Annotated in this window: 25 protein-coding genes; 14 read left to right on the top strand and 11 right to left on the bottom strand. The window is 39.1% G+C overall.

What is annotated here, in order from left to right; translation table 11 throughout:
- Window positions 1–150 precede the first annotated feature (150 nt).
- A complete protein-coding gene (locus tag MSBR3_RS02450) occupies window positions 151–531 on the top strand; it encodes a hypothetical protein (RefSeq protein ID WP_155396670.1) in 381 nt (126 codons plus the stop codon).
- A 1,175-nt stretch (window positions 532–1,706) separates the two neighbouring features.
- Here the strand turns inward: MSBR3_RS02450 and MSBR3_RS02445 are convergent.
- The 7 genes from MSBR3_RS02445 to trmY form a co-directional block, all read right to left on the bottom strand.
- Window positions 1,707–2,315 carry a HemK2/MTQ2 family protein methyltransferase gene (locus MSBR3_RS02445; protein ID WP_048106222.1) on the bottom strand — a complete coding sequence of 203 codons (609 nt, stop codon included), beginning with the start codon at window positions 2,313–2,315 and terminating at the stop codon, window positions 1,707–1,709.
- Between the two features lie 100 nt (window positions 2,316–2,415).
- Entirely contained in the window at window positions 2,416–3,201 is a 786-nt protein-coding gene (gene rsmA, locus MSBR3_RS02440; RefSeq protein ID WP_080942172.1) for a 16S rRNA (adenine(1518)-N(6)/adenine(1519)-N(6))-dimethyltransferase RsmA, read from the bottom strand.
- Window positions 3,202–3,455: 254 nt separating this feature from the next.
- Window positions 3,456–4,178 carry a DUF655 domain-containing protein gene (locus MSBR3_RS02435; RefSeq protein ID WP_048106220.1) on the bottom strand — a complete coding sequence of 241 codons (723 nt, stop codon included), beginning with the start codon at window positions 4,176–4,178 and terminating at the stop codon, window positions 3,456–3,458.
- A 343-nt stretch (window positions 4,179–4,521) separates the two neighbouring features.
- On the bottom strand, window positions 4,522–4,875 hold the full coding sequence (locus MSBR3_RS02430; protein ID WP_048106219.1) for an RNA polymerase Rpb4 family protein: 354 nt from the start codon (window positions 4,873–4,875) through the stop codon (window positions 4,522–4,524).
- A 530-nt stretch (window positions 4,876–5,405) separates the two neighbouring features.
- Entirely contained in the window at window positions 5,406–5,699 is a 294-nt protein-coding gene (locus tag MSBR3_RS02425) for a 50S ribosomal protein L21e (RefSeq protein WP_048106216.1), read from the bottom strand.
- A gap of 148 nt (window positions 5,700–5,847) precedes the next feature.
- Window positions 5,848–7,143, bottom strand: a complete 1,296-nt coding sequence (locus MSBR3_RS02420) for a tRNA pseudouridine(54/55) synthase Pus10 (RefSeq protein WP_048106215.1) — start codon at window positions 7,141–7,143, stop codon at window positions 5,848–5,850.
- A gap of 376 nt (window positions 7,144–7,519) precedes the next feature.
- The gene (gene trmY, locus MSBR3_RS02415; protein ID WP_048106214.1) at window positions 7,520–8,155 is read right to left on the bottom strand and encodes a tRNA (pseudouridine(54)-N(1))-methyltransferase TrmY; all 636 of its coding nucleotides are present in this window, start codon (window positions 8,153–8,155) and stop codon (window positions 7,520–7,522) included.
- A gap of 282 nt (window positions 8,156–8,437) precedes the next feature.
- Here trmY and MSBR3_RS02410 point away from each other — a divergent pair, with 282 nt between their 5' ends.
- The 7 genes from MSBR3_RS02410 to MSBR3_RS02380 all read left to right on the top strand — a co-directional run bounded on the left by MSBR3_RS02410 (window position 8,438) and on the right by MSBR3_RS02380 (window position 16,246).
- Complete coding sequence (locus tag MSBR3_RS02410) at window positions 8,438–9,097, top strand: metallophosphoesterase (RefSeq protein ID WP_048106212.1); 660 nt, start codon at window positions 8,438–8,440, stop codon at window positions 9,095–9,097.
- A gap of 767 nt (window positions 9,098–9,864) precedes the next feature.
- The gene (locus MSBR3_RS02405; protein ID WP_230627709.1) at window positions 9,865–11,109 is read left to right on the top strand and encodes an MgtC/SapB family protein; all 1,245 of its coding nucleotides are present in this window, start codon (window positions 9,865–9,867) and stop codon (window positions 11,107–11,109) included.
- 683 nt (window positions 11,110–11,792) lie between these two features.
- Window positions 11,793–12,323: a hypothetical protein gene (locus MSBR3_RS02400; protein WP_048106208.1), complete on the top strand. Its 531-nt coding sequence runs from the start codon at window positions 11,793–11,795 to the stop codon at window positions 12,321–12,323.
- 415 nt (window positions 12,324–12,738) lie between these two features.
- Window positions 12,739–13,440 carry a cupredoxin domain-containing protein gene (locus MSBR3_RS02395; protein WP_048106206.1) on the top strand — a complete coding sequence of 234 codons (702 nt, stop codon included), beginning with the start codon at window positions 12,739–12,741 and terminating at the stop codon, window positions 13,438–13,440.
- A 24-nt stretch (window positions 13,441–13,464) separates the two neighbouring features.
- Complete coding sequence (locus MSBR3_RS02390) at window positions 13,465–14,631, top strand: tRNA (guanine(10)-N(2))-dimethyltransferase (RefSeq protein ID WP_048106204.1); 1,167 nt, start codon at window positions 13,465–13,467, stop codon at window positions 14,629–14,631.
- A gap of 242 nt (window positions 14,632–14,873) precedes the next feature.
- Window positions 14,874–15,500, top strand: coding sequence for a MarR family winged helix-turn-helix transcriptional regulator (locus MSBR3_RS02385; protein ID WP_048106203.1), 627 nt, complete (start codon window positions 14,874–14,876; stop codon window positions 15,498–15,500).
- A gap of 50 nt (window positions 15,501–15,550) precedes the next feature.
- Window positions 15,551–16,246 (top strand): DUF2110 family protein, encoded by a 696-nt coding sequence (locus tag MSBR3_RS02380; protein WP_048109911.1) that lies wholly within the window; start codon window positions 15,551–15,553, stop codon window positions 16,244–16,246.
- Window positions 16,247–16,403: 157 nt separating this feature from the next.
- On the opposite strand, the gene MSBR3_RS02375 is transcribed toward MSBR3_RS02380, so the two are convergent.
- On the bottom strand, window positions 16,404–17,141 hold the full coding sequence (locus tag MSBR3_RS02375; protein WP_048106201.1) for a V4R domain-containing protein: 738 nt from the start codon (window positions 17,139–17,141) through the stop codon (window positions 16,404–16,406).
- Window positions 17,142–17,566: 425 nt separating this feature from the next.
- Here MSBR3_RS02375 and MSBR3_RS02370 point away from each other — a divergent pair, with 425 nt between their 5' ends.
- A complete protein-coding gene (locus MSBR3_RS02370; RefSeq protein ID WP_048106200.1) occupies window positions 17,567–18,319 on the top strand; it encodes a PspA/IM30 family protein in 753 nt (250 codons plus the stop codon).
- 3 nt (window positions 18,320–18,322) lie between these two features.
- Window positions 18,323–18,601: a PspA-associated protein PspAA gene (gene pspAA / locus MSBR3_RS02365; RefSeq protein ID WP_048106198.1), complete on the top strand. Its 279-nt coding sequence runs from the start codon at window positions 18,323–18,325 to the stop codon at window positions 18,599–18,601.
- A 465-nt stretch (window positions 18,602–19,066) separates the two neighbouring features.
- Here the strand turns inward: pspAA and MSBR3_RS02360 are convergent, their stop codons facing one another.
- Window positions 19,067–19,516, bottom strand: coding sequence for a universal stress protein (locus MSBR3_RS02360; protein ID WP_048106194.1), 450 nt, complete (start codon window positions 19,514–19,516; stop codon window positions 19,067–19,069).
- A 547-nt stretch (window positions 19,517–20,063) separates the two neighbouring features.
- On the opposite strand from MSBR3_RS02360, the gene MSBR3_RS02355 reads away from it, so the two are divergent.
- Window positions 20,064–20,531, top strand: a complete 468-nt coding sequence (locus tag MSBR3_RS02355; protein ID WP_048106192.1) for a hypothetical protein — start codon at window positions 20,064–20,066, stop codon at window positions 20,529–20,531.
- A 316-nt stretch (window positions 20,532–20,847) separates the two neighbouring features.
- Here MSBR3_RS02355 and MSBR3_RS21305 read toward each other — a convergent pair whose 3' ends face one another.
- Both MSBR3_RS21305 and MSBR3_RS02350 read right to left on the bottom strand, forming a co-directional pair.
- Window positions 20,848–20,970, bottom strand: a complete 123-nt coding sequence (locus MSBR3_RS21305; protein WP_268989107.1) for a hypothetical protein — start codon at window positions 20,968–20,970, stop codon at window positions 20,848–20,850.
- Between the two features lie 2 nt (window positions 20,971–20,972).
- Complete coding sequence (locus MSBR3_RS02350) at window positions 20,973–21,617, bottom strand: thiamine-phosphate synthase family protein (RefSeq protein ID WP_230627705.1); 645 nt, start codon at window positions 21,615–21,617, stop codon at window positions 20,973–20,975.
- A gap of 515 nt (window positions 21,618–22,132) precedes the next feature.
- On the opposite strand from MSBR3_RS02350, the gene MSBR3_RS02345 reads away from it, so the two are divergent.
- The 3 genes from MSBR3_RS02345 to MSBR3_RS02335 all read left to right on the top strand — a co-directional run bounded on the left by MSBR3_RS02345 (window position 22,133) and on the right by MSBR3_RS02335 (window position 24,410).
- On the top strand, window positions 22,133–22,909 hold the full coding sequence (locus tag MSBR3_RS02345) for an exodeoxyribonuclease III (protein ID WP_048106191.1): 777 nt from the start codon (window positions 22,133–22,135) through the stop codon (window positions 22,907–22,909).
- Window positions 22,910–23,012: 103 nt separating this feature from the next.
- Complete coding sequence (locus MSBR3_RS02340; protein WP_048106190.1) at window positions 23,013–23,282, top strand: hypothetical protein; 270 nt, start codon at window positions 23,013–23,015, stop codon at window positions 23,280–23,282.
- Between the two features lie 822 nt (window positions 23,283–24,104).
- Complete coding sequence (locus tag MSBR3_RS02335; RefSeq protein WP_048106189.1) at window positions 24,105–24,410, top strand: large conductance mechanosensitive channel protein MscL; 306 nt, start codon at window positions 24,105–24,107, stop codon at window positions 24,408–24,410.
- The last annotated feature ends 263 nt before the right edge of the window (window positions 24,411–24,673 follow it).

Genomic DNA, 24,673 nt, shown 5'->3' with positions numbered 1-24,673 from the left:
ACTTTCAACAGTTTTAAACACTAGACTAGTTACAAAGCTTAATGTGTCTTATTCTGTACCTCAAGTGCGTAAGCCTAAATAGATCTCTTATTGAAAAATTTCAGATCTGTTAAACCGATCGAAAAAAGAGAATTTTAGAGATGAATGAAAATGGAAAAGATTCTGAAAATTATAGCAATGGTTCTCATTGTTGCTGCTGTAGTCTTTGCGGCTGGCTGTGCCGAAAAAACAAATACTGCAGAAAACCAAACTCAAACTTCTTCTGAAGAAGTCAACTCCACATCTGTAGAAGCACCTGTATCTTCAGAGACACCTGTAGAGACTTCTGCACCTATAGTAACACCTGGAGAAACAAAAGAAAATGTAACTGAGAATATAACTGAAAATATAAGTGAAAATATAAGTGAAAATGTAACTGGAAATGCTACAGCTCAAGCAGGTACTCATATGAGTAGTAAGCAGCGAAAACTAGCTATAGCAATGAACCATACACAGAGTTCCGATACAGTCACAATGAATGGCAGCCAGTAAGGAACCTAAACGGTTTATTTATAACAATAACCCCAAAGAAATATTAAAGTAGATTTTTTAAAAGGATATAACCCTTTTTAAAGGCTACAATTTTTCTATTAGGGACAATTCTATTGATCTTGAGGTTGTCTTCAGTTTACAGCCTTATCCAACAAGTCGAGTCTCTGAGTAAAAACATCAAGTTGTACCTTTTTTCAATTTTTTCCATTCCTTCCCATACTTTTCACTATTAGCAGATTTTTTCACACCTATCAATACTTCTCACCATCTGTATTCGGGCGATTGTTTCAAGATAGAAAAAAGAAACAGACTTATAAACGTGTAAAAATGCAGTAATTTTCCCTCAAAATTACTCGAAAGCTGTCTTGCTATCTGATCCTGCTATTTTCTTAAATATTTTTGTCCATGTTGTTGAACTTTTTCTCTCTATTCTTAGATATTGTAAACAATGAGAATCACCTGATCTTGTACGCTAAGCCTCGAAGCAAACTCGGAGAAGCCAGGTTAAATTATTGAGTTCAGATTAACGAAAATTCTTTATTACAGAGGATTTTTACAGAACCAAAACTTTCATTATTGCGGTAAAGAAAATGAGTATATAAATGGGATTTATAGAAAAATTGCGATGATGCCTAAAATTGCGATGACGCCTATTACTTTCACTTTGATATATATTAATCCACACACTTACTATCGAAGTAATTAAGCCTAAAATAGCTACAATTACACTATACTAAGAAGTATCCGTTAGCATTATTTACTAGATTTAGTTGACTAGATTCATCGTTGAGTCCAAAATTTGAGTAGAAAGAAAACAGAAACACTAAAGCAAAGATAAACAAAAACATATTAAATTTAATTAAACAAGTACCATAATTATTATATTTAATTATCAGTCCCCAATTGTCGGCATATCAGCATTCATATCCAACAGTTGATCATTTAAAACTGGAAATCCCAATTAATATCATGATCATTATTATTAATGCACCCATTATATCCCAGAAATATTCCCAGAAATTAGTATGTGACATATTTCACCCCCTTATTAAAGAAGGTGAAAATAATTTAAAAAGTTATGTATTCTCGTCTATTTTTGGAAAACAGTTTTGAATCTTTATTTCCATGCTAATTAACTGCATTAAAAGTAAAGTCATCAGGCGGGATTTTCTAGATTAGAAAAGCTTCCCTCTAACAACCATTAACTCCTCAAAAGAAACCTTTTTTCTTGCCACGATATTAACCGCAAAACCCATCTTCTCCATTTTCTCTTTTACTGCATTTAACCCTGTAATGGAGGAAATAAGCACAAGAATTTCTCCTCCTGGCTTGAGATAGTCCCTTACTTCGTCCAGAAATCTATTTAGAGTCTCTCTTCCACTTGTTCCACCGTCAAAAGCGTAGTTCAGCCAGCCTGGAACCTTTTCTTCCTCAGAAGTCGGAAGGTAGGGCGGATTAAAGAGAATAAGGTCAAAACGGGTCTCCGGACAGCGGGTTGTAAGGCCTTTGAAAAGGTCGGTACGGATAACCTCAACAGCATTTGTTTTCGCACAGCGGGCAGCATGGGGGTTAATTTCCGTAGCAACCAGACAAATCTCTTTCAGGTTTGCAAGAAGTACAGCTGATACAAAACCCGACCCTGTTCCGATTTCAAGAATGTGCATGCCTGGTTTCGCTTCTTTAAGGGCGGCATCGGCAAGTAAAAAAGAATCTTCAGCAGGCTCATAGACAAGATCCGTATTTCCGAGCTTGACCCGAGCTTTTTTGTATTCAACTTCAACCATAATTTTCGAGTTCTCTATTTTTTAATTATATTATCCTTGATTTATAGTTTTATTTGATTTCTAGTTTTATTATATTTGGTTTATTATTTTTTTAATTATTTTAAACAGGTAACTTCTTTAAATCAATAATCTGATTTGCAACCTTTGCAAGCTCTTCAGGAGTCAGGTTTTCAGCGCGCTTACTCATCATATCCTCAGGCAACCGAGCTATTATCTCTTTGATGTTGGAAATTTTAAGTACATGGTTCATGTTCAGAATCGCATTTTTCAGTTTTTTCCGGCGCTGACTGAAGACTGCAGCCACAAAGTCCATGAAAAATGCCTGGTCTTTGACTTCGAAAGGTGAAGGGCGAGGAATAAGTTTGACAACTGCAGAATCAACCTCTGGTACCGGCTGGAAAGCACTTTTTGGGACTTTCATCAAAATGGATGCATCGGCAAAATAGCATGTATCTACCGTAAGACGTGAATAGTCCTTACAGTTAGGTGAAGAAACCATCCTGGCTGCAAACTCGTACTGGTACATGAGAATGCCCAGTTTGAACTTATAGCGAAGGAGCTTGAAAGTGATCTCAGATGAGATGGAATAGGGAAGGTTTGAGACGACCTTATCGAATTCCGGAAACTCGATTTTCAGGGCATCCCCTGGAACAATCTCAATATTTTCAACCTCATCGAAACGGTCATGGAGGACTCTGACAAGAACAGGATCAAGTTCAACTGCAATTACTTTTTTTGCTTTTTTTGCAAGCCTTTCAGTCAGGTTTCCAATACCTGCACCGATTTCAAGAACTACATCCTCTGGCCCAAGCTCAGCAGCAGTCACTATTCTGTCCAGATAGCCTGCATCGACCAGAAAATGCTGATCAAAAGTGCCTCCTTTTATATTATATTTCTTAAGAAGAAAACGAACCAGACTGAAGCCTCCTCGATAAGTTGAGTATGTTACTGTGTAAGTTGAGTATGTTACTGCGTAAATTGAACATATTACTGAATAAATTGAGAGTATTTCGAAGTAAACCGAGTACTTTGACCTAATACGGAATTAATATAATTTAGATGATACTAATCAAAAGCTGAAATTAACCTTGGAAACCATACTGGAAAAAATAGAACCGAGAGAATTTCATCTCACTCGGCTTACTGTCGGCGTGGTGGAGTTGTGAAGAGCCTATACTTGATGAAATCATCCTTGAGTTCTTCTTCAATCCTGTGGGCAAGGACTTTAGCCGGATCGTGAAGGCTTGGAATTCTCTCTCGAATATCCTGAAAACTCTTAAAGTCTCCTTTTTTACGCTCATCGATTATAGACCACATGAGTTTTTTACCTATTCCGGGAAGGAGATCAAGCATATGCAAGCGGGTAGTGATAGAATGAGCCTCATTGAAAAACTTTACAAAGCGTTCCTCCTGATACCTGACACATGCCTCAAGGATAAAAGGCAGTTCGAGATTCGCCCCTGTTGTAAGATCCGGATAGCCTATTCTCTGTTTTACATGGTCAATTTCATCCCGGTCTCCCGATCCTATATAAACTCTTGACTGAATCTGAGGAATCACACCGTTTTTGGGAACGAGTTCCATAAGAGTAAATTTTTTATCTCCTATAGCCTGGACAAGAGGTTTTTTCTGATAAGCGGCAGTGCCATCAACTGATTTCCCATAGGGAAGGTAGTCGAGAACCCATGCATATTCCTCTCTTTCCTGTGAGCTTTCCTGGGACTTTCTGGATGAGCGCGGAGCTCTTTCTGATTGTCTCTCGGATTGCGGTTTGCCTGTCGGACGCTTGCCGCCATAAGAAGGTTTTTCAGCAGCTGATCTGCCAGCGTACGGTCTACCTGATTGCGACTTCTCTACTCTCATCAGCACCCATCCTATCAATTATCTGAAATTCCATGGAAATCTGTTTTCAGGATACGTCTTACCTGATATGCCCAACTCGCATCCATCCGGTTTGGAATCTATTCACTAATCGGAACTGTCAACACTTCACAAGTTTCTAGTGTTCGGTGTGTCCCGTAAAACTTTAGACTACCCTGTAACCGGCATCCCCGGACTATATATTTCAATAACCCAAAGAGTCCCCTGTGTTTGAATTAAGATCAGGTACTCCCTGACACTTTAACATACTCAAAGTTTCGGATACTACCCTTATAAATAAGAAGATGAAAACTTCTATATAGGTTATTCCCTTTACATCTCAGTTTTATTCAATAGCTTCCATTACATAATCGAGAATTTGATCAAGCTCCTCATTGCTCAGGGTATATTTTTCTTTAGCGTAGATTGATCGGATTTCATCCCTGGATTGAGGCAGAATATCTGCGATCCTGATCGCGATTGAAGGTTTCATTTTTTCCAGTTCCAACAGCTTGTTAACCAGTTCCCTTGATTTATCTCCACTGATCTTTGAGAACTGTTCAGCATGGTGCAGAGCTTTTCTGAATCCATATCCGACTTCAAGCCCCATCTCTCTGCGCTCTTCGGTGATCCTGGTAAGTAGTTCTCTGACTTCGGCCAAGGTCAATAATTCTTCACTGAGGACTTCCTTAACTATCATTGGAATACACTCTTTTTGACTTAAAAGTTGTAATGATCTGCCATTCTCTGCTGAGTAATCTCTTCAGATCACTCTTCACTTCTCCAGGAGTTCCTGGCAAGTAAATTTCTGCCTGTCAGTATCCGGAAATCTGAACTGGATTCGAGATTGCGGACCTTTTTCACGGATAGGCCTTCTTCAGATTGCCGTTATTCACGAAACTCGATCGTATTCAATAATGATATGAAATTTTTCCGAATAATCTTTTCCTGATCTGGATCAGGTATATGTCTGACAAACGATATATAATTATAGATATTCCCTTATCGGGATAAGAGATCACTATGGAATAGAGATCACCATACCGGATAAAGAACCAATTTTTTAAAATCAGTTTTCTTTAAGTCCCCCTCTCCCCTTTAAGCAGTTCTCCAGGGGGCACTGAGTTTCTTAACTTTAGATACAGACTCCTATTCTTATAAGTAAGCCTGCATAGTATAAACTCAGGTAAAATGGGTTAGGTTTTACAACCTAACTGCCTGGAATGGAGATTAATACTTCTGCGGTTTAAGGTGCTGAGGGAGAGAGATAACTTCCTTCATCGCATTTCCGTTGCGGACTTCAAGAATGTACGAACGACCGCGCTGTCCGAGAATCTTTCCGGTAGAACCCTGGAATTTTGGATTGGGCATACCTTTCTGAACGCTAGGGTCAATGTCAATATGGACCATTTGCCCTTCTTCGAATTCTTGAATTGCCTTGCTTACAGGGGAAATCCCTCTTTCACGAACTGTCTTCTGTAATTTGTACCTTGTGCAGCGTTTTTCACCGTGGGAGTTTGTCATCGCATGTTCCTCCTTAGAATGCTCGATTAATTTGTCTATAGTATATACAGTTTTTCTCTAGATAAGATGGATATTATTTAAATAAGACGTTCAGTCAGGCAGTATTTTCCTGACCCACGTATTAAATAAAGCTGATTCAGATTGAGTTTTAAATATCGACGTTGACTACATCAAGATCTTCCACAAGCGCAGGAACCCCTAAAAGTCCGCTCAGGCTAGGGTTTGTTCTTCCTTCATCTCCGGAAATAAGCTCTTTTACATACAGCCCACCTTCGCAGTTTACTGTTATGTAAGCGTAGCCTTCGTCTGTCAGTTCGTCAAGCCTGATACTGTGCACATGTCTTTTCCTGACAAGGTCAGCCCGCCTGTGAACTACCCGCTTTGGAGTCTGCTGGGATATCTCTATGCCATTCAAAGCCTCCAGGCTGGATTTAAGCTTTTCCTCCGAAACAGGCTCTTTAAATGTAACTTTAAGCTTATAAGTTTTATCCGCCTTTGAGCTTTTTAAGGTCTCAATCATATCCTTTCCAGTGAAAGATAATTCTCTTACCTCAACTTTTCCGGCAGCTTTCTCGTTAATATTTTGCATAAGTTTTTCAAGGTCTGTGCTTCGCTTTACAGGGGACTTTGCTTCAACTACAAAAGGCCTACCGCTTCCCAGCATAAGGGCATCGATATCTTCCCTGCCCGAACCATGAAAAGCCGTATCAGCAGCCTGGAAAACTTCAGTTACAGGTCCTTTTATAAGCTCGTCTACGGATTCCTGATATTGTTTCCCTGTAAAATTGCAGCGTTCACATCCTTTACCCTTGCATTTCCTGCAAGGCCAGCGGGTCTGGGGAATTCCCCTTAGAAGTTTGCGGTAGCGTCCCAGAATATATACCGAACGAAGCTGGAGATCAAGCTTGTTTTTTGCCAGGTCAAGCGTAATTGTAATATCAGGGTTTTCGAAATCCACATCTTTCTGGACCTTTTCAGCTATCCGCTTGCCAACTTCCCTATTAAGTTCGGTCTTAAGCTGCTCGGCGTATGCAGTTCCTGCCTCAGCCCAGAGCATTTCCTCGTTTTCACTCAGAAGTCCGCTGACCTTTGTACCAACAAGAAAGGTAGAATATTCAAGTCCTTCAAGAGCTTTTACAGCTTCATCGGCCCATTCATCCAGCTTTTTAAACTGGTCAAGGCAGACCCAGCACTGTTCGTCTTCCCCCTCTGTTCCGAGAGCCTTTCTCGCAAATGCACTGCAAGGAGCAAGCTCTTTAAGCAGGGAATCATCTTTTTCAGCTTTATAGATCCGATCCCCTTCCAGGACAAGGGCAAGTTTCAAGGACTGCCCGCGTTCTCTATTGCTCAGACCTGTGGATAATTTTGCAAATTGCCTGCCCAGACAGTTGTCACATATCGGGCCTTCATGGAGAATTTTTTTTGAAATATCGAGTACATCCATTTTCGTTCACTTTCTTTCACTTTCTTTAACTCTTTGTTCTGGAACTTGACCGCAAGCCTTTTCAAAAAACTGCTTGACCGCAAGCCTTTTCAAAAAAGGCTTGAGCGAAAATCACTGCTAAATCTAAAACGTTATGACGGCGTGATCACAAGCCTTTTCAAAAAGGCTTGACCGAAAACCGTAACCTTTGGATTTGAAAACCTTATCCCAAACCCTATAGGCGTGATCACAAGCCTTTTCAAAAAAGGCTTGACCGAAAACTGTAACCTTTGGATTTGAGAACCTTATCCCCAAACCCTATAGGCGTGATCAACCGGCGCAACGGTTGCGGCCCAACGGTTGCGGCACAGCAGTTGCGGATCAACGGTTACGCCACTCAATCTTCAACTCTGCTGTCAGCTTCTCCGGATAACTCTCCCCTTTCAGCTTCAGCCCTGTCCAGTTCATTGTGGATAAGGGTTATGCAGTGATTAGAATGGAGAGAAAGAGGACCTACCGAGATAATTTTCGCCCCTGCCTCAAGGAGCTGTGCTTCCTCTTCTTCGGTAACTCCTACATGGTCTCCCAGGATGAAGACGGGGTCGCGGATTTCATTTGCAATTGCCCTGATGTCCTCTCCGTCTTCTCTCAGGTAGAGCAGAGTGCGGCCTTCAAATTCCGAGAGCAGAGAATCAAGGTTTCCTCTGCGAATCCAGACGCCTGGAGTGGAACGAATATCCTGCTCGGTTGCGCCCTTTTGAAGGGCTTTCTGGATAAGTGAACCGCTGCTCCGCTCGTCCGGGTTAAGGTATCTGAGATGGAGTCCTTCAAACCTGAGGATTTTTCCCGGATCAGGTCCTCCCAGAAGGAGCAGGTGTACATTTACATCCCTGCGCATTCCGAAAGAAAGAAAAAGGGCAGAACTCACGCAGCGGCAAAGGATATCCATTCTTCCTGCAGAACCTGGAAGATCATTTAATGTAAAGTCGCCGCTTGTGTTTGCTTTGTGCCCTATAACAACAATATCGCGCATGGGCACTATATTTACACAAGGGATATAAAAGATGTACGTAAAACTTTTTGGAAAAAAAGTTTTATCAAAAAGTTTTGGGAAAAAAGTTTTATCAAAAAGTTTTGGGAAAAAGGTATATCAAAAAGTTTTGGGAAAAAAGTTTTATCAAAAAGTTTTGGGAAAAAGGTATATCAAAAGTATATGGTAAAATCTTTTTGAACAATTACGAATAATAAGACTTCTACAAACAAACATGAGTAATAATACTCCTACTGACAGTTATGAAAACAGGACCTGATAAGGATGAAAATACTCGCTATTACTGACCCCCATGGGGATTATTCGAAGATAAAAGAAATGATTGAAAAGGCAGGGGATTTTGACCTTGTAGTCATTGTCGGGGACATTACCAATTTCGGGCCCGATGAAAAAGTTGAAGAATTGATGGAATTATTTGACAAACCTGTATTTGCGATCCCTGGTAATTGCGATCAGAGGAGTATTCTAAAAACCCTTGACGCTTCTAAAGCTACTAACCTGCACGGAAAAACCGAACAGATCGGAAATATCAGGTTTATAGGGCTAGGCGGCTCAAATCCTACTCCTTTTAACACTCCCTTTGAGCTATCCGAAGAAGATATTGAAAAGGCCCTTGAAGGAATGGTCTGCTCTGCCGAAAATGACAAAGATTGCGGCACCATAGTGCTTCTGACGCATGCTCCGCCTTACGGTGCAAGAGATGAACTTCCTTTCGGGCACGTAGGCAGTAAGGCTATCCAGAAATTCCTTGACAGGGTTGACCTGATCGTCTGCGGGCACATCCATGAGGCAAAAGGCCTGGAGCAGGTCGGAAAGACCGTAATAGTAAACCCTGGAGAAGCATGTAAAGGTTCCTGTACCTTAATAACTCTCGGAGAAAAGGAAGAAAACAAACCTATTGAGGTTGAATTTATAGAAGTGTAAAATAAAAACAAACTTATTGAGGTTGAACTTATAGAATTATAAAATAGCAAGATTAAGTAGCCAAGCCTCAACTTCTAATCAGCTTCAATTAAGGTTACAATTTTCTCAGGTATAGCATTTGCTTGAAAGAATATTACACAAGCTCTCAATACACTCTGAGTTCTTTCTTTTGTAGGGATTAAACTCATTACCTGGGAAATTCTTGCTATATAAGTATATTTTATTTTAGCTCATTTTGTTTACTTTATTATAAGGAAAACTTATTTTACTATCCACAATTATTCACTTACTTTCGTTCATTTACCTTCATTCATTTACCTTCATTCATTTACCTTCATTCATTTACCTTCATTCATTTACCTTCATTCATTTACCTTCATTCATTTGCCTTCATTCATTTGCCTTCATTCATTTGCCTTCATTCATTTGCCTTCATTCATTTGCCTTCATTCACTTATCTTCGTTCACTTATCTTCGTTGACTTGCCCTTGTTCACTTATCTTCGTTACTTACTTGCATAAAAAGTAAATCTGATGTTTGATGAAAAATGCTTTGAGGAACGGGAATATAAGGATTAAATAATAGACTCCAGAGCAAATAGGCAGATAGAATACTTAAATAAGTTGGAAATATTAAGTAGAGGCTTAATAGAAACACTAAATAGAAGTTTCTTGGAACTTGACTTGGGTTTATAGATCAAAAATCATAGAGGTTGAGATACGGATATTGTTAAAGATTTCGGCTTCGATCCGGTTTTTCTGGATTTCATGACAAAACTTGCCATAGCCTTTTTGATAGGGATAATGGTAGGTATAGAAAGGGAGCATAGAGGCATTGAACATGAAATTTTTGCCGGGGTGAGAACCTACAGCATAACCTGTATAACAGGCATGTTAACTGCTTTTGTAAGCGAGATAACAGGACCGGGTTTTATCTACGTAGCTGCGCTCTTTTTCGGAGCAATCTGTTGCATAATCACCTATGCCAAGATATTTCTGTTTAACCGGATAGGAGTTACCAGCCCTATAAGTCTCTTCTTCATTTTTGTTATGGGAATACTGGTTGGCTATGATTACGGCCTGTTTGCTATTATCTCTTCAATAGTTGTGGCTTTTCTTCTGATACAAAAAAAGCCTCTTCACCAGTTTGCAGGAAACCTGACAAAAGAGGAACTCTACAATGCCGTACAGTTTCTGGCCGTGGCTTTCATACTTTATCCAGTGATGCCTGATATAGAATATTATGGAGTCCTAAATTTAAGGTCTGCGATCCTTATTGTAATTCTTGTTTCGCTTATCAGTTTTTTAAGTTATGTGCTCCTGAGGAAGTTCGGCACAAAGCGCGGGATATGTTATTCCGGTTTTTTAGGCGGCTTTGTGAACAGTGAAGCAACAGCAGCTGCACTTGCAGGTCTCTCAAAACGAGTAGAGGAAATGGCCGATCCTGTTCTTACCGGAATTCTGTTATGTAATATTTCCATGCTCATCCGAAACCTTGTGTTAGCCCTGATTGTTGACCCTACCGGTCAGACAACTCTGCTTATGCTTCCTCCTCAGATAGTAATCATTCTTGCTTCTGTAACAATAGCTCTCAAGTATAACAAGAAGTTCTGCCCTATAGATGGAGAAGAACTTAAAATTGAATCTCCTTTTTCGCTTGGACAAGCATTTAAATTCGGTTTTGCATTTACCGTAATTCTTATAGTAGGAAGCTTTGCCTATAAAATTGCAGGAACTGCCGGAATTTACGTCACTGCCCTCGGTGCTCTTGTTAGCAGTTCGGGAGTGATTGTTTCGGTAACCTTACTTGCAGTAAGTGGAAATATTTCCTATGCAACTGCAGCGAATACTGCGGTGCTTGCAAGTCTGATCAGCACGATTAACAAGATCCTGCTTTCGAAAATATCCGGTTCTCCCAGTCTTTACGCTCTTACAAAGAAGACTTTCGGGATAATTACAGTTTTCGGAGTCCTTGCTTTACTTTTGTGGAACTTCGTGTGGAACGGAGTCTGATACGAATTCTTGCTTATGTAACGGACATGTTATTGTCTCATAAGTTTAGTAAAACAGTCATAGGTTTAGTAACAACAGTCGATAAGGACTCGGTTCATACTATTCCATACATTAACTGAGAATATTCCATACATTAACTGAGATACGGAAAAAATCATCGAAAAATATTGAAGTTAAACAAGCCAGTTATTTGGAATAGCTCTATAATATTGATATATTTTCCTCATATATTTTGACTTTTGTTCATTAACCATAAATTTATATGCCTATTCTGATATTTTTTGCAACATAAAGTGTAAAAGTGTATTAAAAAGTAAAAGAAGTATTAAAAATGTATTAACAAATAAAAGAAGTGTTAGAAAAGTGAAAAATATACGAAATATATTAAAATATAGAAAACTAAAAATGTTTTGTAAGTAAGAAATACATTTATAAGTGCGGACTACCTTAAAAAGAATAATAAGATTCGAAATTCCTTTAAAGATAGTAATAATAAGAAGTACTGAACTCTCAAAAGGTCAATAAAGGTAAATTAAGATTAAGTAAAAACCAATAGAGGTTAATATAGGTCAATAAAATCTAAATGGCTAAGCTTCAAATTGAATACTTGTTTAACTTATATAATATTCTTATTTAGTCTGATGATTTCCTAAATTTCACAATCGCAAGATGTGAGGAATAAGATGAAAACAAAAATAATTGTGCTGCTTCTTATATTTGGTGCCGTTTTATTTTCAGGATGCACAGGGAATGAACAGCCCTCAACAGAGAAAAATGCAACCCCTGAAGAAACCGTAACTCCTGTGGAAAATACAACTGTTGTAGGAACACCGGAAGAAAATATAATTCCGGAAGAAAATGTAACTCCGGAAGTAAATGTAACCTCGGAAGAAAATGTAACTCCTGGAGAGAACGGAAAACTCAATATCTCAACTTCCGAAATTAAGGAAACCCCCTATCTGTTAAGACTTATCAACAAAAGAGTAAGTTCCTCAAGTCTTGAAATAAAAAAGGGAGAATCAGTCTCCTGGATAAATATGGAAGAGAACCCAAAAAGGGTCCTTACCCTGGTGAGTGAAGAAAAACTCTTTGAGAACACAAATCTTGCTTACAGACGTGCTTTTACATATACCTTCAACGAGACCGGAGACTATCACTTCAGTATTGTCGGCCAGCCAAGGATGAATGTCACTGTTGGTGTAGCTGAACCTTGATAAATAGCTTCTGAAGGTTAAAGAGTCAAAAGTTCAGGGAAATCGAGTTTGAGGAATATTCTAACTGTTTGCAGGAAAGGCCAATACATTTTTTGCCGACAAAATTTCCTGGCAATCTATTTTTTAAATATTTAAACCAGGATTTCTCTGGACAGTACAGCTTAACTTGCTTCTACTTAAGTATGTATAGTCTTTTCTAAGGCCTTTAAGGATATGTTTCTAAATAGCATGCGAAGTAACACTAAAATTAGTCCCTTACTGTATGCGCCGGATCAATGCTTATCGTCCGAAATTAACGCCTTCGCTTCAAAAATAACTCTAGCTTACTGACTGTTCTAAGAAAGCATTATTATTTATAAAAGGCTTATATTAAAATGGGAATACAAAAGATAGAGTAACAACAAGGGGGAGGGGATTGGAAACAAAAAAAGTAATTTTAATCCTGATAGCCCTGTCAGTAATAATCTCAGGCTGCCTGAGCTCGGAAGACGAGGAAGAGAATGGGAAAGAAGAACGGGAGGCAGGTGGCAGTTCTGGAGGCTCGCAAAGGCAAAGAGAAGTGAGAACACCCGAGGGAATGCAGGAAGAAACGTGGACATCGGAAAGGACGGAAGCTGAAGAGAAAATGTGGACACCGAAAGAAACAGAAGAAATGGATGAAACGATAGCACAGGAAGAGTTCGAAACACCTGTAGAAACGGGAACACAGGTAGAACTGGACACGCCGGAAGAAACGGAAACTTCTAGAATGCCTGATGAGTATGAGATGGAGAAAACCGAAGTCCGGACCGGAGAACGGGAAAGAACCGGAGCTGTTCAGCCTGGCGGAACGCCACCTACGTCACACTTCGTAAGAACGCCACCTACGTCACACTTCGTAAGGCTTAAGAATTATCTTATGATCCCTTCAAGCCTGGATATCAATACCGGAGATACGGTTATTTGGAAGAACTACCAGGAGTCAAGTGTGCTTACTCTGACCAGCAGGGAACACCTTTTCGAGGATAGAAGGCTTGCATATGGAAGTACCCTGGAATATACGTTCAATGAGCCCGGGAGCTACAGTTTCAGTGTAAAAGGATATCCTAAAATGCAAGCAACCATTACTGTAAAATAAGATCCCAAAGTATAGCAGTCTCAAATGACATCTAAAACTATAGTCGAAGGCACAACAAAGGTTTCAGTTCCGGTACCGCCTCCGGATGCAACCTTCCCTCCCTCGGCAGCTCCGGTTTTTTACAATCCGGAGATGGAGCTTAACCGCGATATTAATGTCGCAGCTACGGCTGTATTTGTGGAAAGGCTTCTTTCGAGAAAAGAACTTCTCAGAGAAGAAGTCCGTTATGTGGACGCTTTTTCAGCGTCAGGGATAAGGGGGCTTCGGATTGCAGGCGAAGTAGGTATCCACGCTACAATGAATGATTGGAGTCCTGAAGCGTTTGAACTTATAAAGGAAAATATTAAGATTAACGGGCTTGAAGAACAAACCCAGGTTACCCGCAAGAGTGCAAATGTGTTACTACACGAACAAAAATTTCATATCGTGGACATTGATCCTTTTGGCACTCCTGCACCCTTCCTGGACGCAGCATCGACTTCGGTTAGAGGTATGCTGTCGGTCACAGCAACGGATACGGCTCCTTTATGTGGGGCCCATCTGAAAGCCGGAATACGAAAATATGCAGCCGTACCTCTTAACACGGAATATCACAGCGAAATGGGGCTTAGAATTCTCCTGGGAGCCTGTGCCAGAGAGCTTGCAAAGCATGAAAAAGGAATGCTGCCCCTGCTTTCCCATGTGACGCGTCATTATGTTCGCACATACCTCGAGGTTCTCCCTGGAACAAAACAGACTGATCGAACTCTAAAATCAATTGGTTTCAGCATTCATTGTCCAAAATGCGGGTTTCGAGGGCCTGTATACGGGCTTGCAGTACATATCGAAAAAGAATGCCCTGTTTGCGGGGCTTTCACACAAATTGCAGGCCCTTTGTGGCTTGGGCCATTCAGGGAACAGGCGTTCTGTGACGAGGTTATTTCCGAACTTGAAGTGCATCCTCTAAACACAAAGGATAAAGCAAAAAAATTAATTACCTTATGCAGGGATGAACTCGATATTCCGATGTTCTATGACCAGCACGTAATCTGTAAAGAACTTGGAGCTTCTGCAACCGGAATAGAAATCCTGATTGAAGCCCTTAAAGCCCAGGGATTTGAAGCATCAAGGACTCATTTCAGCGGTACTTCATTCCGAACTGATGCACCTATTACAGAAATAAAGGAAATAATCAGAGCGCTTTCAGGGTGAGTTCTTCAGATAGAAATGTAGAGGTAAAAGTAAAAGTAAGAACTATCCCGGTACTGTATAAACCACTGAAAAGTTCCCAGTTTATATAAACTACCGAAAAGTCCGTATTATATAAACCACCGAAAAGTCCGTATTATATAAACCACCGAAAAGTCCCAGTATTATATAAACCATTGAAGAATACTTAAAGTGCTTTGACTGAGATCAGAGGTAACCCGCTAGAGAAATTCCAATGTGATATTATGTCCGATGAAAATCCAGAAAAGTTGTTTTTGCAGGAAAAACCCACTCGTGCGCTACTGTTTATAGGCTCTATGGGGAAGACATATGCGTCTGTTATTTCTAAAGAGATAGATTCTACCTTTGCCCATACAACAAGGATCCTAGCGAAAATGGAACAGTGCGGACTTATAAGATTCACATTTGAGGGGCGGATAAAGTTTGTCGAACTTACCGAGTACGGAAGAGAAGTCGAAGCCGCCCTTAAAGGGTTCAGGGACTTAATTGAAGAGGAACCTTTGAAAGATAAGAAAGAGGAGTCTCGAGACATAAGTCCTGAAATGGAAGAAGCTGCAGAAAAGGAAGGCGAGAAAGAACCTGAACAGGCAGAAGAGCTTGACCCTCTTAATGCTGAAATTTTTGAGAAGATTAAAAAACTCAGGAACAAAATCGAAAGTATTCATAGGGATGCAATAGAGCATGGAGATAGTAAGGATACAATTTCCCGTAAACTTGGTCCTTACAGTCGGGACATTAAAAAACTCCAGAACCAGATTGAAAGGGCAGAAAGCTCCATTAGTGAGACTGTAATCTTAGCTCTGGAAGAAAGTGAAGAACTTCTGGAAGCTTACCTCAGGAGCGAGGAGTAATTCAGTTCCCGGTAAAAACAAAGCAGAAGAGAGAATTGGTAGGAAAAAATATGATAAAAGTTGTAACCCTCCAGCATATTTACGGAAAGAACCGGGAAAGAATGGCTGGACTTTTGAAAACTCTGGTTGAGAATGAATTGAAAGACCTTGAAGTAAACGTTGAGATTTCTATTACTCCTGAAAACTGGGCTGAGTTCACCCTTGAAGGCGAGGATGAGGAAGTATCTGCGAATTTGCTGACCTCCAGATATGGGACACCTGCGAAAAAAGCTGAACCCGAAAAGGTATACATTGGTTTTCTCCAGGCTTTTTTAGAGGATGCTTTTCTGGTCAATATTGGAGTGCCTGTAAGAGTTGAAACCGAGGAACTGAAAGCTCTGGGCAGCGGAAAGCCAAAACAGCTTGCCTCCAGGTTCGGCCTTATCCCTCATTTACCGGTTGAAATCGAGGTTATTGAGGCGAATAAGAATGTAAAAGCTCGCTTTACTAAAAAGCAGCTAGATATCTGGTGGAGCTGGAAAAAGGCAGCTACTGACAGAGTAACTGTTAATGGGGCAACCCGCTCGGAAATCAAAAGCGCAATTAAAAAAACAGGTCATGGAAGAGATATTTATGAAATCGAGCGTCTGGGGCTGCTGGAACATGCAATCGTCTGCCGGGAAAATACCGACGGCCCTGGTATAGTTGCGGCAATAGGGCCTCGCCTGAAATCTGAAATGGGAGCCATAATCGGAGATGCTAACTGACAACTGATGCCCGACAAGAAAACAGGTAGAAGTCTGAAAAAAGAGCTGGTCCGGAAAAATTTTAATAATCCGGTTAGTATTGAGAATAGAGTGCCGATTAAAATCTGGAGTGATTAATAATAATTAAAATGCGGCACTGCCAGTGCGAAAAATAAGTTTAGATTGTTATTTTAAAAAGGCAGTGTTCATGCCCTGACCCGTAACACTCGATCTCGGTAACTCTGTACTCTTTCTCAAACTTTCCTCTAAGAATTCCTTCAATAATGCCTTCTCTTAAGGTGCAGAAAGGTTTTCCTATTACCGGTATTGATCTGGCTTTGAAATCGTCTTCAATCTGAAGAGCAGGGATATTTACAAGTGTAATAACCCGGCATTTTCCCTGGAATTCAAGAAAATTCCCGATTTCTCTCAGGAGTTCCTCAAAGGTTTCGGATTCGAAAATGGGAGAAATAGATCTTCCAAGATCACTTCCTATCGTTTTTACAATCGGGGCATTGTCAATTCCGTATGCCTCAAAGCCAAAGTAAAGAGCATGGAGCAGGATTTCTGCAAAACAGAACCTGTCATTTCCATACTCAGGGGCTTTTTCCAGTAAATTCCTGTAACGTTCTATGAAAGGTTCCTGAGAGCAACCCATGTAGCGGGAAGTAAGGGAATAGACCTTTCGGCGACGGTCTTCTGGGTCAATGTTTTCTTCCACAAGCTCACATGACCTTAGATTATTGAGGTGTACGGAGATAGTTGATTTGGCTTTTGCTGTAAACTTTACGATTTCATCAAACGACCTGGGTTCTTCCCTGAGCAAATTAAGAATCTGGAGTTTAACAGGACTGCCTATTGCTACCAGCCCGTTATCATTATAAAAAAATTCAGTTTTACCCTCAGGTTTTGCCATAATATCTTTAGGTAAGTTGCACTTGGAATATATAAACCGTTCGCATGCCCACGAATAACCATTTATTATATATATTTATAAACTTATAAAGCATTTTAATTTTGTATAAACAAATCCGAAAAAAGAAATATCTCATTGGGGAAAAGAACACTTGATTTGTGGAGAAATATACCTTATTCAAGAAAGAGAAATATTTGATTATGGAGAATAATTTATAGATAGGAACATAGATAAACTAATTATATTACTCTAATGAAAAATATTACTCTAATGAAAAATATTACTCTAATGAAAACAAATAGACAGCACGGATACCAGAAATGCCGGATAAGGTGCCGGAAAGGATTTGTCAGGAATAATAAAAAACACTGAAGCCTCAGACCTATTCGGCCTGAGGTCTTTAAAAAAAGCAAAGGGGAAAGTACATGGGATTATTTAAAAGGATGGAAACAGTATTTAAATCGAAGATGAACACAGTTCTTAACAGGATGGAAGACCCAAGGGAAACACTTGACTATTCCTATGAGAGGCAACTCGAACTGCTTCAGAATGTGAAGAGAGGAGTTGCGGAAGTTACAAGCTCAAAGAAACGCCTGGAACTCCAGCGTGTAAAACTGGTTCAAAACATTGATAAGCTTGAAAAACAGGCAAAAGATGCAATCGCCGCTGGCAGGGAGGATCTCGCAAGACTAGCCCTTGAGAGAAAAGCAGCTCTTGCGCAGCAGGTCGAAGGAATCGATCGGGAAATTTCAGAGCTTGAAAAGCAGCAAGAAAAATTAATAGCTTCGGAAAAACGCCTTTCAACGAAAGTGGAGATTTTCAGAACTCGGAAAGAGTCAATTAAAGCCCAGTACTCAGCTGCTGAGGCCCAGGTGAAAGTAAACGAATCTGTTACCGGAATCAGTGAAGAAATGGCAGATGTAGGCCTTGCGCTCGAAAGGGCCGAAAATAAAACCGAAGAGATGAAAGCGCGGGCTGAGGCAATTGATGAACTTATGGAGGCTGGCACACTCGAAGATCTAACAGGCGGCAAGGACGATATTGATCGGGAACTTGCAAAAATCAGTGCTCAGAGCAATGTAGAATCCGAACTCGCCAGGCTTAAGGCCGAAGCAGGAAAAGGGTCTGAAAAAGCAAAAACCGGAGAAGAAGGCACAGAAGAACGAAAGGAGGTCTGAAGATTGATAATCAGGATTATGGGTGAAGGACAGTACAGGGCACCTGAAGCTCTCTGTGACGAGTTGAACCAGATTGATAACAGGATTGTAGATCTGGTTAATGAGGGAAAGGTTGAAGAATTCCGAAGCGAACTTGCCAGATTGGTCTCCCAAATAAAGGAAAGAGGGGAGCCGATTAAAGCGGAAGAGATTCTTGAGTCCGATATTATCGTACCCCCTGAGGACCTGAGCTTTGAGGAAGCAAAAAACGTGTTTAAAGGCTCAGGAATCTTTGAGGATTGAAGCTGTAACCTAAGAAGATTAAGAACAAATCCAAGAATAAACAGGCTCTTCGCTGCTTCGAGTAGGTAACTTATATCTATCTCTTAAATATCAAAGCAACATATATAAACAGAAACATTTGTGGTTGAAAATGACATTCAAGCTTGATGTTTCTCTTTTTGTCTGGTTACTTTGTAACTGAACAATTATTTTCAACCCATATAAAACAGCAAAGAGCCACCAAATCTAAGAACAAGCCCTAAAATCTAGAACAAGCCCTAAAATCTAGAACAAGCCCTAAAATCTAGAACAAGCCCTAAAATCTAGAACAAGCCCTAAAATCTAGAACAAGCCCTAAAATCTAGAACAAGCCCTAAAATCTAAAAACAAACCTAAAACAAGTTTAAAAATAAATCGAAGAATAAATTTTGAAAATAACACTTTCGGCACCGAAAATAAGAATTAGCAGACCCCTAATGTCTGCATTCACCGAATAACCATTACTGGAACCCTTGAATGCCTTACTACTTTTTCTGCAATACTGCCAATCAGAAATTTTTTGATACCTGTAAGACCATGTGTTCCCACTACTATAAGGTCAATATTATTTTCCCGGGCATATTCAAGGATCTTATCAGCAGGAATGCCTTTCAGGAACACGGACTTAACTTTAACCCCGGCTTCTTCTCCCATTTTTTCCACATTGCCAATTGCAACTCTCCCTTTGTCCTTAAGATATTCTTCCAGTCCTTCACTCCAGCTCTTAACCGTGCGCGTAGTTACTGCATGCTGAGTTGAAATTACATAAAGGACATGCACTTCAGCACAAGCTGCCTTTGCTAGATACATTCCATAAGAAGCCGCTTTTTCCGCATTCTCCGAGCCGTCGGTTGCAATTAGAACTCTTTTGAAATGACTTCCTTCCGTTCCATCCACTCCTTTTATGATATAATAAAGGCATATCTTCTATTCTTGCTTTAAAATTCATCTATTCTTGCTTTAAAATTCATCTATTCTTGCTTTAAAATTCATCTATTCTTGCTTTAAAATCCATCTATCCTTATTCTAAAATATACCATTTTGTCCATTAATCAAAAAATGATTGTTGTACTGAACATGCAATATCAAAAGTCATAGCTTGAGAAGGAATATGCATCATGTGTAGGATGCAAAAACTCTGTAAAAAGCCCTGTATACGATTCTGTAAAACCCCCATATACGATTCTGTAAAACCCTTCTATACGATCCTGTAAAAACCCTGTATAAAACCCTGTAAAAACCCATATACAAGTTACTGTGGACCACACTTATTCAATAACTCTAAACTATATATTTGAAATTTAAATCAGAGGTTTTATTAAACAGTAAATAATATTTGTTCAATGTACTCTAAAGTATGGTCTGAAATTTAAACGAATAATATTTAAAGAAGTGAATAATCCTGAATATTTTAATTGAAATCCGCGAATTAAGGTGGTAGGTTTTGTCAAAAAAACGAGTTTTAGTTATCCTGCTCATTCTTGCAGCATTTCTCAGCTTTGGTTGCATCGGTAAAGATGGAATGAAATTATCAGTTTCAAATAATGAGACTGAAATAAATGTCAGTCTTCCTGAGTCAGGTAATGGCAGCTGGTGCCCTGTAGGTTCTCAGCTTCAAGTTACAGATCCGGCTACCGGGAAAAGCCTGAACTTAACAATTACAGGAACTGAAAAATTTGAAAACGAAACTCTCTGTAAAGCTTGTGTAGAAACCGGTACTGAAGGAAACACTTCCAGACTCGAGTACATGTGGTCTGAAGATAAGAATAACACAGTCTGGACAAAATATGATAAGGATGGAAATATCTCAATGAGATTCATCAATGTGAATGGAAAAAAGACAATCGTTGACGGAACCGGAAGGACGCTTGAATTTGGAAACTCGACAGGGATTTCATTAAGCCCATTATAAAAAGTGTCAAAATTTTTCTTTTTCCTTGTTTTCATACAAGAGAATTGACTAGATCTCCATCTTTTCCTTTTTATGCTACTATTTTTATTTCAGATTTTAAAACTGCTTATTAAAGAATATCTATAAGACTACTATAACTGGTAAATATATGCCCTCTTGAGAATCGATGATTTTTCAGGATGTTACAGTAGCATGCAGTCTGCCAACGTGTAGTATACTAACACAGCACATAGTTATATATATTCCAAAGATCTATTAATATCGTGTAAAAGCGAACAAACTGCACATCTCAAAATGGATTTCAAAACCGGCAATCCTAACCTCTGGATGCCGGTTTATATTGAAGAGCCGAAGAATCGGTTTCCTTCACTACTTCACGGAAGGAGAGAGGTTCCACGACCCTTTCCTCATTCCTTCCTACTTTCTCCGTTTCCTGCATTTTTACCTCATGGTCTTTTTATTTAGTCCTTTGTCCTGATTCTGGTAACTCCTGGCAAGCTCACAGATCTGTTCTGCAACTTCGAGCGGGTCTTTTCCTACAAGAATACTCACAGGCTCTTTTCCAACTGCACCTGTCTCGTAAAAAATCCTGGGCATTTTGCCTCCTGCAGCCCGAATAGCCTCTTCGACCATCCATGAGATGGCCTCCCCTTCTGCATCCTTCATATTCTCAGGCTCAAAGCGCCGGTCTACAACCGAAAAGTCCCATCCCTTTTCTTTACAGTAGGTTTGCAAAAACTCGGCAATCTCAGGGTTATTTGCAAAATCTATAATAGACCTTATCTCAGAATCTTTTTTTCGGATTTCCAGCACAAGGTGTGCCATATAGCTAGAAGCCCCGAATTTTATTCTCCCAGTAGCTTTCGGAAACCCATCAACTATGGAAATCCTCCCATCGACCGCAACAACATCTTCAGGAGTGGCTGATTCTTTTGAGGCATAAACAAAATTTGTTCGAACTTCGGGAATCAAAGCTGAAAACTCCTCACAGTCTTCTATTTGTTCAAGCCCAAGATATAAACGCCCTATCATGTCTATCTTTTCGTTAAGATCCATAACATCGCGGCTCCCCAACTGGTTTTTCACAGGATATTTTCCCCACATTTACAGATTTGACCTGCAGTCAGCAGGGCAATAGTATGTAAAGCAAATTACAGGAAATTAGCAATTGTGATTTTATTTTTATTTAATATATATTTACTCAACCTATACTTAATCAGGAAGAAATAAGGAAACTTAAAAATGAGAATACAAACAACCTGGAGTTTTATGACCATCTCGGTTATAAACCGGAAAAATAGCTGCAAAAAGAAGTTGCAAAAAGTAGGTATCAAAAGACCAAAGATTTTAAAAGCTAATTTGAGATCCTCAAAATAGGCTTTATACATAAAATAAGGAGTATTTATTTACTAAGACTTTGAATTATTTTCAGTTCATTTCAGTTTACTCAATTCAGTTTACTCAATTCAGTTTACTCAATTCAGTTTACTCAATTCAGTTTACTCATTTCAGTTTACTCATTTCAGTTTATACGGTTTAACTCCTGTTTCTTCTTGCCTTCATTATAAATATAAAATCCGAAAAATCGCTGGGGATCGAAAATGTCTGGTCACTACAACCTCATTTCCTGGAACGTAAACGGTCTTCGGGCTGCAATGAAAAAAGGTTTTCTTGAGCTTTTACTGGAACAGAAATTCGATATCGTCTGCATTCAGGAAACTAAAGTTTCTCCTGATAAACTACCGAGAGAAGCAAAGAACATTCCAGGCTACTATAATTATTTTGTCTCGGCAGAACAGAATGGCTACAGCGGGGTCGGACTCTTCTCCAGGAAAAAACCACTGAAGCTAGAAACCAGCATGGGACTCGAAAAATTTGACAGGGAAGGCCGCTTCCTGCGTGCCGATTTTGAGGACTTTACCCTAATGAATATCTATTTTCCTAATGGCAAAGCCTCTCTGGAGCGCCTGGAATACAAATTGAGTTTTTATGAAGCTTTTTTAGACTATGCAAACTCTCTCAAAGCCGAAGGCAAAAGACTTGTCATTTGCGGAGATGTCAATACTGCCCACAAAGAGCTCGACCTCTCCCGTCCCAAGCAAAACGAAACAATATCCGGTTTTCTTCCTGAAGAGCGGGCATGGATGGATAAGTTCCTTGCTGCCGGCTATCTTGATACCTTCCGTATGTTCCATCCTGAAGGCGGAAACTATTCCTGGTGGTCAATGAGAACAGGTGCACGTAAAAGAAATGTCGGGTGGCGTCTGGACTACTTTTTCGTAAGCGAAAACCTGCAGGACAATGTAAAGTCCTCCTCAATTTACAGTGAAATCATGGGCTCTGACCACTGTCCTGTAGGGCTTGAACTGGAATTTTAAGAAAAGTGTTCACAATAGCGTTAAAATAAAAAACAATGTCAAGACAAAATAACGTCAAAACAATAGACAATGTCAAAACAAAATAACGTCAAAACAATAGACAATGTCAAAACAAAATAACGTCAAAACAATAGACAATGTCAAAACAAAAAACAACATTGAAATACCGTTAAGAAGGAAAAAAACAAATGAGAAAGAGCCGAAAGGCACTGAATCCATTGACCGCATCCCCAATACAGTCTCTCCGAGTTTATGCTCCCCCAAGCATACTGCCTCGAAGAAGGACCAGTGGTTTCCAGGCAACCTTTACACAGTAGATATCTGTTTACCCCTCTACTCTGACTTCCCAACTCCAGAATATACTAATAATTAAAATTACTTTAAATTATTTATATCAAAAATTGATTTCAAACAAATAATAGTTTAATTTAGACAATTTTAAGATCATTATAATTTTTAATATAAATTGCCCCTTTTATGGATCCATAATTTTTAATGCAATTAAATTTTTTAAGTAAATATAATTATTTAAATATATTAAAACATAAATCCATAAACAATCTTTCGTAACGGTTATGATATATATCTCCACTCCACTATAGTGGTATAGATTAGGAGCAATAGTATTTCCTCTTAATCTTTGGGTTGGATCACAGGTAGGGATCTGAGAATAGGGACTCAGCCCCCTACCATCTACTTCTAACTGATTTTTAAATAACTCATCTTAAGAATCATCAAGTAATTTTACGATTTTAGATGTTTACTTTAATTTTTAGATGTTTACTTTATATCTTATTATAATTTAACCTAAGTTTTATACCTGATCTCAAAGACCAAAGAGTCATTTCTTAAATAGATTCCTTATTTACTCTTCTAACTCGTTCCTAATTTTAAATTTTAACTCTCTTAGACCTGCATTTTATGTTTATTTTATCGATATGCTTGTTTTAACCTGCATGTACTGATAATTTCTCCTAACATCAAAAAGTAAGTTTTTCACAAATTAACTGTACTGAGTAAATTCTACTACCTGGTTTTCAAATCCCACTAACTTACTTTCAGTCCTAACTTCAATATAAAATTAATTTTTGGATGATTTATTAATAAAGGATGCAAAGAATATAAAAATTAACCAGTGATAATATTATATCTATTTTTATTTTATATGTCATTTTACTATTTGTGGGAGGATAAAATGGAGCTTCTAAGTGAGTTTAAGGATTTCCTTTATGAATACAAGGTAATTCCACTTGCAATTGCCTTCATTATGGGTATCGTATCCACGGCTCTGATAAAGTCGCTTGTGGATAATATCATAATGCCGATTATCACACCTTTCGTGCCTGGCGGAGCCTGGAAAACGGCAACCTTTGAAATTGGGCCAATAGTACTGGGTTGGGGAGCTTTTCTGGGAGAACTGGTAAACTTTATTATTATTGCATTCGTGGTCTTCATGATCGCAAAAAAGGTGCTGAAAGAGGAGAAAGTGGAAAAAAAGTAATTGAAAGTGGAAAAAAGTAATTGAAAGTGGAAAAAAGTAATTGAACAATATTAAAGGCAGAAGAAAACTAAACCCACTTTATAATCGCAAAAAACGAAGAATTCTGGTCTACGAAACTATATTTGCAATTTTGTTTATATGATACCACTGTCCGCTCGTCTGGCAACCTTTCAAAAAGTAATATATGAAAAAGAAACTTAAATATCAGTAAGAAGAAAAATGGTTTAAAAATAGTCCTAGTTTAGTATTTAATGATCGTTTTT

This window comes from Methanosarcina barkeri 3, assembly GCF_000970305.1.
GTDB lineage: Archaea > Halobacteriota > Methanosarcinia > Methanosarcinales > Methanosarcinaceae > Methanosarcina > Methanosarcina barkeri_A.
This window is presented reverse-complemented; position numbering and strand designations above follow the sequence as displayed.

Excerpts from the sequence above, each read along its gene's own strand:
- MSBR3_RS02450 (WP_155396670.1), top strand. The coding sequence starts at position 151 with ATGGAAAAGATTCTGAAAATTATAGCAATGGTTCTCATTGTTGCTGCT.
- MSBR3_RS02445 (WP_048106222.1), bottom strand. The coding sequence starts at position 2,315 with ATGGTTGAAGTTGAATACAAAAAAGCTCGGGTCAAGCTCGGAAATACG.
- MSBR3_RS02435 (WP_048106220.1), bottom strand. The coding sequence starts at position 4,178 with ATGAGAGTAGAGAAGTCGCAATCAGGTAGACCGTACGCTGGCAGATCA.
- MSBR3_RS02430 (WP_048106219.1), bottom strand. The coding sequence starts at position 4,875 with ATGATAGTTAAGGAAGTCCTCAGTGAAGAATTATTGACCTTGGCCGAA.
- MSBR3_RS02425 (WP_048106216.1), bottom strand. The coding sequence starts at position 5,699 with ATGACAAACTCCCACGGTGAAAAACGCTGCACAAGGTACAAATTACAG.
- MSBR3_RS02420 (WP_048106215.1), bottom strand. The coding sequence starts at position 7,143 with ATGGATGTACTCGATATTTCAAAAAAAATTCTCCATGAAGGCCCGATA.
- trmY (WP_048106214.1), bottom strand. The coding sequence starts at position 8,155 with ATGCGCGATATTGTTGTTATAGGGCACAAAGCAAACACAAGCGGCGAC.
- MSBR3_RS02410 (WP_048106212.1), top strand. The coding sequence starts at position 8,438 with ATGAAAATACTCGCTATTACTGACCCCCATGGGGATTATTCGAAGATA.
- MSBR3_RS02405 (WP_230627709.1), top strand. The coding sequence starts at position 9,865 with ATGACAAAACTTGCCATAGCCTTTTTGATAGGGATAATGGTAGGTATA.
- MSBR3_RS02400 (WP_048106208.1), top strand. The coding sequence starts at position 11,793 with ATGAAAACAAAAATAATTGTGCTGCTTCTTATATTTGGTGCCGTTTTA.
- MSBR3_RS02390 (WP_048106204.1), top strand. The coding sequence starts at position 13,465 with ATGACATCTAAAACTATAGTCGAAGGCACAACAAAGGTTTCAGTTCCG.
- MSBR3_RS02385 (WP_048106203.1), top strand. The coding sequence starts at position 14,874 with ATGTCCGATGAAAATCCAGAAAAGTTGTTTTTGCAGGAAAAACCCACT.
- MSBR3_RS02380 (WP_048109911.1), top strand. The coding sequence starts at position 15,551 with ATGATAAAAGTTGTAACCCTCCAGCATATTTACGGAAAGAACCGGGAA.
- MSBR3_RS02375 (WP_048106201.1), bottom strand. The coding sequence starts at position 17,141 with ATGGCAAAACCTGAGGGTAAAACTGAATTTTTTTATAATGATAACGGG.
- MSBR3_RS02370 (WP_048106200.1), top strand. The coding sequence starts at position 17,567 with ATGGGATTATTTAAAAGGATGGAAACAGTATTTAAATCGAAGATGAAC.
- MSBR3_RS21305 (WP_268989107.1), bottom strand. The coding sequence starts at position 20,970 with ATGCAGGAAACGGAGAAAGTAGGAAGGAATGAGGAAAGGGTCGTGGAA.
- MSBR3_RS02345 (WP_048106191.1), top strand. The coding sequence starts at position 22,133 with ATGTCTGGTCACTACAACCTCATTTCCTGGAACGTAAACGGTCTTCGG.
- MSBR3_RS02340 (WP_048106190.1), top strand. The coding sequence starts at position 23,013 with ATGTCAAAACAAAATAACGTCAAAACAATAGACAATGTCAAAACAAAA.
- MSBR3_RS02335 (WP_048106189.1), top strand. The coding sequence starts at position 24,105 with ATGGAGCTTCTAAGTGAGTTTAAGGATTTCCTTTATGAATACAAGGTA.